6 protein-coding genes are annotated in these 8,148 nt (G+C 63.0%); 4 read left to right on the top strand and 2 right to left on the bottom strand.

What is annotated here, in order from left to right; genetic code table 11:
• Window positions 1–125 precede the first annotated feature (125 nt).
• Both ACODSK_RS15425 and ACODSK_RS15420 read right to left on the bottom strand, forming a co-directional pair.
• Window positions 126–1,304 carry an iron-containing alcohol dehydrogenase gene (locus tag ACODSK_RS15425; RefSeq protein ID WP_489017267.1) on the bottom strand — a complete coding sequence of 393 codons (1,179 nt, stop codon included), beginning with the start codon at window positions 1,302–1,304 and terminating at the stop codon, window positions 126–128.
• An 83-nt stretch (window positions 1,305–1,387) separates the two neighbouring features.
• Entirely contained in the window at window positions 1,388–2,872 is a 1,485-nt protein-coding gene (locus tag ACODSK_RS15420) for an APC family permease (protein ID WP_489017265.1), read from the bottom strand.
• A gap of 385 nt (window positions 2,873–3,257) precedes the next feature.
• Here ACODSK_RS15420 and ACODSK_RS15415 point away from each other — a divergent pair, with 385 nt between their 5' ends.
• The 4 genes from ACODSK_RS15415 to mqo all read left to right on the top strand — a co-directional run bounded on the left by ACODSK_RS15415 (window position 3,258) and on the right by mqo (window position 7,882).
• Window positions 3,258–4,304, top strand: coding sequence for a DUF4328 domain-containing protein (locus ACODSK_RS15415; RefSeq protein ID WP_489017264.1), 1,047 nt, complete (start codon window positions 3,258–3,260; stop codon window positions 4,302–4,304).
• Complete coding sequence (locus tag ACODSK_RS15410) at window positions 4,291–5,328, top strand: DUF4328 domain-containing protein (protein ID WP_489017263.1); 1,038 nt, start codon at window positions 4,291–4,293, stop codon at window positions 5,326–5,328. Before ACODSK_RS15415 ends, ACODSK_RS15410 begins: the two co-directional genes overlap by 14 nt.
• A complete protein-coding gene (locus tag ACODSK_RS15405) occupies window positions 5,321–5,788 on the top strand; it encodes a hypothetical protein (RefSeq protein WP_489017262.1) in 468 nt (155 codons plus the stop codon). The genes ACODSK_RS15410 and ACODSK_RS15405 overlap by 8 nt, the downstream gene beginning before the upstream one ends.
• 420 nt (window positions 5,789–6,208) lie before the next feature.
• Window positions 6,209–7,882: a malate dehydrogenase (quinone) gene (gene mqo / locus ACODSK_RS15400; protein ID WP_489017261.1), complete on the top strand. Its 1,674-nt coding sequence runs from the start codon at window positions 6,209–6,211 to the stop codon at window positions 7,880–7,882.
• Window positions 7,883–8,148: the final 266 nt, after the last annotated feature.

Here is an 8,148-nt window from a genome sequence, read left to right as displayed (position 1 = left end):
TACCTGATAGAGATGTGTAGATACCCATGCTCATCGCTGGCAAGCCAGCTCCCACGTGAACGCGTACACCACCGGACCTGTGGGTGTTGGCTTGCCAACGATGGGGCCCCGGAAAACACCCGGGATCAGCCGTTCAAAACCCCGTCCACCGCATTCCGGTAGATCCGCGCATAATCCCTGGCCTCCAGTGGCAGGGCATTGGTCTCCGACGACGAGACATCCGCCAACGCCAGCTCGCCGATCAGCACCGCATCTTGCGCACTCAATCCCAGCTCCGCCAGGGTCGCCGGGATCCCCACCCGCGCACGCAGTTCCAGGACCCACGCCAGCAAACCCTCGAAACTGCCGTCCTCCAGCTCCAGGTAGCGCGCCAGCCGCGCTGCGTCGGTTTCGATGGCGCTGCGATTGGCCACCAGCACGTACGGCAGCAGCACCGCATTGAGCAGTCCATGGTGCAGGTGATGCCGTGCCCCCAGCGGGTGGGCCAGGGCATGCACGCCACCGAGCCCTTTCTGGAAGGCCACGGCGGCACTGGCCGAGGCGATCAGCATGCCTTCCCGGGCCGCCAGATCGCTGCCATCGCGAACCGCCTGTTCCAGGTGCAGCTTGACCAGGCGCACACCCTCCACGGCGATCCCGGCGGACATTGGATGACACAGCGGCGAGAACAGCGCCTCCAGATGGTGGGTGAGGGCGTCCATCCCTGTGGCGGCGGTGAGTCTGGCCGGCAGGCCGACGGTCAGCTGTGGATCGAGAATCACGCTGCGCGCCAGCAGCTCCCGATGTCCGATGACCTTTTTCACCCCTTGTGCAACATCGGTCAGCACCGCCTCGCGGCCCAGCTCGGAGCCGGTGCCCGCCGTGGTGGGTATGGCAATCAGTGGTGGCAGGCCGAGGGCCGGGTAGTCGCCGAGAGTCGGGTAGTGCTCCAGCATCTTCGTCCATTCGAAACGCTCCAGCCCCTCGGGATCACGACTGAGCAGGGCGATGGCCTTGGCCGCGTCGAGGGCGCTGCCGCCGCCCAGGGCAATCAGCGAGTCATGGCCGCCTGCCGCGAAGACTTCGGCGCCGGCACGGGCTTCGTCCTGGCTCGGGTTGCTCGACAGGCCATGGAACAGCGCGTAGGCGATGCCGGCGGCCTCGAGGTGTTCACGCACGGCCCGCAACGGCGGCAGTTCGAGCATGCCGGGGTCGGTGACCAGCAGCGGGCGGCGCATGCCGGCCAGGGCGCAACGTTGCGCGAGCAGGTCCAGCGCGGCGACGCCGCAGAAGATTTCGGTGGGGTAGTTCCAGTAGTGAATCATGGCGAATTCCTGTTTTCAGGCATGCCCCGTCCCGCCGGCCAGAACACCGGTGACGGGGACGGGGAGCAGGGCAGTGAAGGGGATCAGTCGACCGCGCGACCGGCGAAGCTGAGGCTGTTGGCGATACGCCGATGGGGTTTGGCCAGGGCCAGGTAGGCCAGGCCGAACAGGGCCAGGGCAGAGAACACCAGCACTACGGCCCAGACCTGGAACCAGGGCGCACCGGGCGGGGCCAGCAGTTCCCGCGGCCAGGCTACGTTGATGGCTTCGAACAGCAGCCAGAGCACGGCGAAGGCGTTGATCGCCAGGCCCTTGCGGCCCAGTTGCAGTGCGCCTTTGGCCGGGTCCCAGCGGCCGCTGACACGGGCATGCAGGGCGCTGGCGGTGACGATCAGGAAGACGAAGAAGAAACCGCCGCTACCGAAGGCGATCAGCGTTCCTACCGCCGTGGCGTTGAGCCCGAGCCCCAGGCCCAGGCTGGCGAGCAGGGTGCTGGCGACCATCGCGGCCATCGGCACCTTGCGTCGGTCGACCCGGCGCAGCAGGCCCGAGGCGGGGAGAATGCCGTCCCGGGCCATGCCGAAGATCGCCCGGCCGATATAGGTCTGCACCGACACCACGCAGGCGACGAAGGCGATCAGCACGATGGCGACGAAGGGACGCTCGGCCCAGGCGCCGAAGGCGTCGGTCACCGCCGGGGTCACCGGATCGATGATCTGCCCGCTGACCACCGCCGCCGGGTCCTTGAACGACAGGGTCACGGCGAAGGCGGTGAGCATCACGGTCAGGCCCACCACCAGCATCGAACGCAGGATCGCCCGTGGCGTGGAGACCCGCGCATCGGTGGTTTCCTCGGACAGCTGCGAGCAGGCGTCGAAGCCGAGGAAGGCCCAGCCGCACACGGCCATGGCGGTCAACAGGCCGCTGACATAGGAGCCACCGGAGGCACTTTCCGCGCCCATGGTGCTGAACAGCAGCTCGAACGAATGGTTGCGAAAGAACAGCAGCAACAGCACGCCGATGCCGATGGAGGCGATGGCCTCGGCGAAGATCCCGGCGTTGACGAAGTACTTCAGCGGATTGATGCCCAGCAGGTTGACCCCCAGGCCCAGCGCCAGCAAGGCCGCGCCGCAGGCGACCTGGGCGTTGGCCGAGGGCGGTGCGTCGAACAGCAGCAGGCCGAGCCAGAAGCCGCCGAGGTAGGCCACGGTGGTCAACGAGGCCAGTGCCGCGGCCAGGTAAAGAAACCCGGTAAACCAGGCCAGGCGATCACCCACCAGGCGCCGCACCCACTGATAGCAGCCGCCAGCCAGGGGGAACTGTGACGACAGCTCGGCGTAGACCAGGGCCACGCTCAGTTGCAACAGCAAACACAGCGGCACGATCCACACCCAGGACGGCCCGACGCTGATAGCGCCGAGGGACATCACCGAGTAGATGCCGACAACCGGCGAAATGGTGGCGAAGCCCACGGAAAACGACGACCACAGGCTCAGGCCGCGATCCAGCTCCTGGCGGTAGCCATGGCTGGCGAGCAGGTGCTCGTCGGGATTGGACGGAACGGACATGGAGGATCCTCGGCAGGTATTGGAGTTGTTATCGAGATCCGGTGCCTCTTTGGGCACTCGAGGTTCCGGCACAGGGTATGTCGGGCTTGGGTCAGGAAAAATTCATGATTGTTGCGGCTGGGATCAAGGTTTCTTGATGTGTTTCTTTCGCTGGCAGGATGCAATCGACGGCGGTTGTGGCTATTTGATAGCATTGCCCGCGCAGTTGTTTACGGAAATATCTGCGCTCAAGGAAGACCTCCATGCCTATCCCCTGACTTCGACTTGATCGTTGTTGCCGTTCCTGGCCCGGTTGTCGCCGGTGTCGATCCCTTCGATAGCGAGTTTCCTGTCCGGACCCGGAATACCGGGCCATGAACCTGTGCTCTCACCTGGAACCATGGATATGCATGAGACAAAAACTGTCTTGCTGTTTTTTTTGTGGCTGCTGGTTTTGCTCGGTGGAGCGGTGATCAACCATTTCCGCAGAAAGAAGCTCGACTTTTCCCTGGGCTTCCTGATCGTTCTCATGATCCCCTGTGTGATCGACCTGCTCAGTATCTTCAATGTGGACTTCGTCGCACCGAATGCCCGCCCCGACATGCTGGGTGCGTGGTTCGGTAGCTATTTAACGCTGGTGGTGCCAGCCGCGCTGGTGTCCTGGAGCTTCCGCCGAAAACGCGCGCGGGAAGCCTTGGCGGGACCGGTGGCGTATGCCGTCGAGGGCTACAGGGATCTGGGCGACCTGAACAAATGGGTGGTTGGATTTCTTTATGCGCAGATCGTGATCACCCTGTTGTCGAGCGTTGCCGATGGTCTGAGTTACCACCTGATCTGGACCTACGATCACGCCTATCCGGGTCAGGCGCTGTTCCTGGAGCAAGCCATCAGGAACGAGCGCCTGCAGAGAGGGGTCGCCGGCTACATGATGATCATCTTCCTGATTTCGGCAGGTTTGCTGCTGCGTTGGATCTATCGGGCAAGCCTCAATGCCTGGCAGTTCGCCGGCCGCCCGCTGCGCTACACACCGGGCTGGTCGGTGGGCTGTTTCTTCGTCCCGCTGCTGCAACTGTGGAAGCCCTGGCAGGCGATGCGTGAAATCTGGCAAGTGAACCATGGCCCGGATGCGCCGGAGTCGGCGGGGCGGCTGTCGTTGCTGCGCTGGTGGTGGGGCTTGTCGCTGGCGGCCGTGGGCCTGACGTTGATCATGTCTACACCGGTAATGAGGGCATCCGAGGACTTCGCAGTCATGCAGGTTTTGTTCCTCGCGGACATGGTGCTGAACACACTGCTTGCCGTCCTCGCTTTCGTCACCCTGAGGCTGGTCAAGCAAGTCCATGCGGCCCAGCGCCTGAGGGCGAGCCGGGTGGTCATGGAGCCCTGCGCAGCCGATAGCCCCCAACCCTGGCGCTTGCCAGGAACAACCTCTGAGTTCACTCATGAACGTGTATGAAACGCCCTTTTTTTGGTTGCCGTCGCTATTGCTGTTGTGGCTGCTGGTGCTCTTGCTGGGAGCGGTGATCAACCATTTCAAGCGCAAGAAGGTCGATCTGTCCCGTATCTGGTTGTTCATCCTGATCGTGCCCTGCGTCCTCCAGCTCTTGAAAATCTTCGATACGGACAACGTCCTGCCGGCCGATCGTCCCCATTGGTTGGGGCAGTGGCTGGCTGCATACACCGTGCTGATGCTGCCAGCGTGGCTGGTCTCCCGTCATCTGCGCAAAAAACACGCACTGGAAGCGGCGATGGACCCGGTCGTCTACCAGGTACAGGGCTACAAGGACCTGGGTGCCCTGAACAAATGGGTGGTCGCGTTTCTCTACGTGCTGATCGCGGTTGCCGTGCTTTCCTGCATGGCCGATATCGGCACCTTGCAATTGTCGGGGGTGGCCGACGCAGGAGGTTACCTGAGCGAGGAAATGTTCGCCGCGAAAGCAGACAGCAATGAATCTCTCCAAAACACAGTGGGCGTACTTTTCCGGATCGACTTCGTGATCCTGGGAGGGCTGATGCTCAGGTGGGTGTATCGGGTCAGTTCCAATGCCTGGCAGTTCGCCGCAGGCAACTCCCTGCGCTATACCCCTGGAGCGGCGGTGGGGAGCTTTTTCATTCCCCTGCTGAACCTGTGGAGACCGTATCGGGTCATGTGCGAGATCTGGCAGGTGAGTCATACAGCCGTGCCGTCCCATGCCGTCCGTGGGCTGTGGTTGCTGCGTTGCTGGTGGGCCTTGTTCCTGACCATCTTGGCGTTGATGACGTTGTTGTTCGTTATTTCGGTGCCCTACCAATCCCGGTATCAAGCCGATCTTCCGACCGCAGCGCTGTTCATCCTGTTTTCCCTCGTCATCAACGTGGTGCTGGTTGCCCTTGCTCTGGTCACGATGAAACTGGTCAAGCGCCTTCACGCCACCCAGCGTCTGCGTGCAAACGTGGTGCTCAGTGAGCCGGCAGTGGATGCAGGGGTGGTGCATGGCTGACCCAACCAAGGAACGCTTCGCCATGGACCCGGTCAGAGCCAGGACGGTCGCCCTGTTGATCGGCATCTCCTTGCTGTTCCTATGGCTGCGTCCGGGGGAGGGGCTCGAGCCGGGCCGATGGTGGGTGGATGCCATGTTCTGCATTGTCATCCCGTTCCGGGCTGTGCAGTCGATCTACCTTGTGCGGGGAGACCAGGCGAAGATCACCGCCGATATCACGGTGAATATCGGCGTTTGGGGTTACTGTTGGCGGGTCGTCGTGCTGTATCTGCTGACAGTGCTGGTATGCGGGGTGATCATGCTGTCCCTGCGGGCCGTTCCCGATCGTCCCGAGGCGTCGCTGCGCTATGGCCTGATTGGTGGTGCACTGCTCCTGGTGGCGCTGCCGGCGGTGTGCTGGGCATTGTTCTCCCGTGACCGCAGGGGACAATTTGACTGGTTCGTGTCTCTCTGGCGCTGAGCCCGTGCCCCTCGGCCGCGCCCCGGGGTATTCGTTAACGCGCCGGCATCAGGGATTGTTCATCTGCCATCCGTTCCATCATCGTCCTGCTGTTGTGCGTCGCCGCCAGCTTGTGTCAGGCCCAGACCGAGCCCTACAAGCGGTTCATCTACGCTCTTCACAGCCTGGTTCTATCGCCCGTCCGGCCTGAAGATCGTTCCTGCTGTTTCGTCATTCCCGGTAGCGGCTGTCTGCGCGCTGCCTTGGCAATGCGCATCTCTCGACACCTCAGCTAACCTTTGAACTGTTCGTCGATGGCGGGCCTCGAACACCTGCGTCCGCCGTCGTGCCTCGCGCCTTGCGTGCACAAGGGCGGGTAGTCGGTCCATCGGGCAGGGAACTCACGCCAATCACATCGAGGCTCGCCTCGTGGGAGAAATGATGAATAGCAGGATCAAATGGAGAGGCGCGCTGGTCGGCTTTGCGCTGGCATGCAGCTTCACCGGCGTTCAGGCCGCCGAGCCGAAGAAGGTCGACGTGCTGCTGGTGGGCGGCGGGATCATGAGCTCGACCCTGGCGATCTGGCTCAACGAGCTGGAACCGGGCTGGTCGATGGAGATGGTCGAGCGCCTGGACAAGGTCGCCGAGGAGAGCTCCAACGGCTGGAACAACGCGGGGACCGGGCATTCGGCCCTGGCCGAGTTGAACTACACCCCGGAGAAGGACGGCAAGATCGATATCACCAAGGCGGTGGAGATCAACGAGTCGTTCCAGATCACCCGGCAGTTCCTGGCCTGGCAGGTCAAGAACGGGGTGCTGAACAACCCGCGCTCGTTCATCAACTCCACGCCGCACATGAGCTTCGTCTGGGGCGATGACAACATTTCGTTCCTCAAGCGCCGTTACGAGGCCCTGCAGAAAAGCCCGCTGTTCCGCCCGATGCAGTACTCGGAAGACCACGAGCAGATCCGCAAGTGGGTGCCGCTGATGATGGAAGGCCGCGATCCGCAGCAGAAGCTGGCGGTGACCTGGACGCCGATCGGCACCGACGTCAACTTCGGCGAGATCACCCGGCAGTACGTGGGCTACCTGCAAAAGCAGCAGAACTTCAGTCTCAAGCTCAACAGTGAGGTCGAGGACATCACCCGCAACGCCGACGGCTCCTGGCGGGTCGAGTACAAGAACCTCAAGGATGGCAGCAAGACCAGCACCGACGCCAAGTTCCTGTTCATCGGTGCCGGTGGCGCGGCACTGCCGCTGCTGCAGAAGTCCGGTATCGAGGAAGCCAAGGATTACGCCGGCTTCCCGGTGGGTGGTTCGTTCCTGGTCACCGACAACCAGGACATCGCTCTCAAGCATATGGCCAAGGCCTACGGCATCGCCTCCACCGGCGCGCCGCCGATGTCGGTGCCGCACCTGGATACCCGGGTGCTGGATGGCAAGCGGGTGATCCTGTTCGGCCCATTCGCCACCTTCTCCACCAAGTTCCTCAAGGAAGGCTCGCTGCTTGACCTGTTCGCCAGCATGTCGCCGCACAACGTCTGGCCGATGGTGCGGGTCGGGGTGCGCGAGTTCGACCTGGTCAAGTACCTGGTCGGCCAGTTGATGCAGAACGATGATGACCGTTTCGCCGCCCTGCAGACCTACTTCCCCCATGCGAAGAAGGAAGATTGGCGGCTGTGGCAGGCCGGGCAGCGGGTGCAGATCATCAAGAAGGACCCGGAACTGGGGGGTGTGCTCAAGCTCGGCACCGAAGTGGTCGCGGCCAAGGACGGCAGCATCGCCGGCCTGCTCGGCGCTTCGCCAGGCGCCTCCACCGCGCCGCCGATTATGCTCGACCTGATGAAGAAGGTGTTCAAGGACCGCATGGAATCGCCGGCCTGGCAGGACAAGCTGAAGCAGATCATCCCCAGCTACGGCACCCATCTGAACGACGACCCGGCTGCTGTGGAGAAGGAGTGGGCTTACACCAGCGAAGTGCTGCAACTGTCTGCGGCGCCGGGGATCGATCAGCGCCAGGATCCGGGTAATCCGGATATCGGCGGACAGCCTGGACGGACCGGTACGAACGCTGATCCGGACCTCGATCCGGATGCGGACCCGGACGCGCAGTAGCGGTGTTGCTGCCGACCTCATCGCTGCATGGGTATCTACACATCTTCCGGTTTACAAAAACCGCCCGTGCGGCGCGGTCCAGGTAGGAGCTGCTTTAGCTGCGATGGACCGCGTTAGCGGTCCCAAAACCATCCCGCACGAGCCTTTGACCAAGCAGCATCATGGATTCACCGTGCTCGGTCCGCCGCGTTTTTCCAGGCTCACTGGGTAGACAGGATTTGGGACCGCTGCGCGGTCCATCGCAGCTAAAGCAGCTCCTACCGCGA

The sequence above is a fragment of the Pseudomonas sp. FG98 genome (assembly GCF_057808595.1).
Note: the sequence above shows the minus strand (reverse complement) of the source record. Positions and strands in the feature narration are given on the sequence as shown.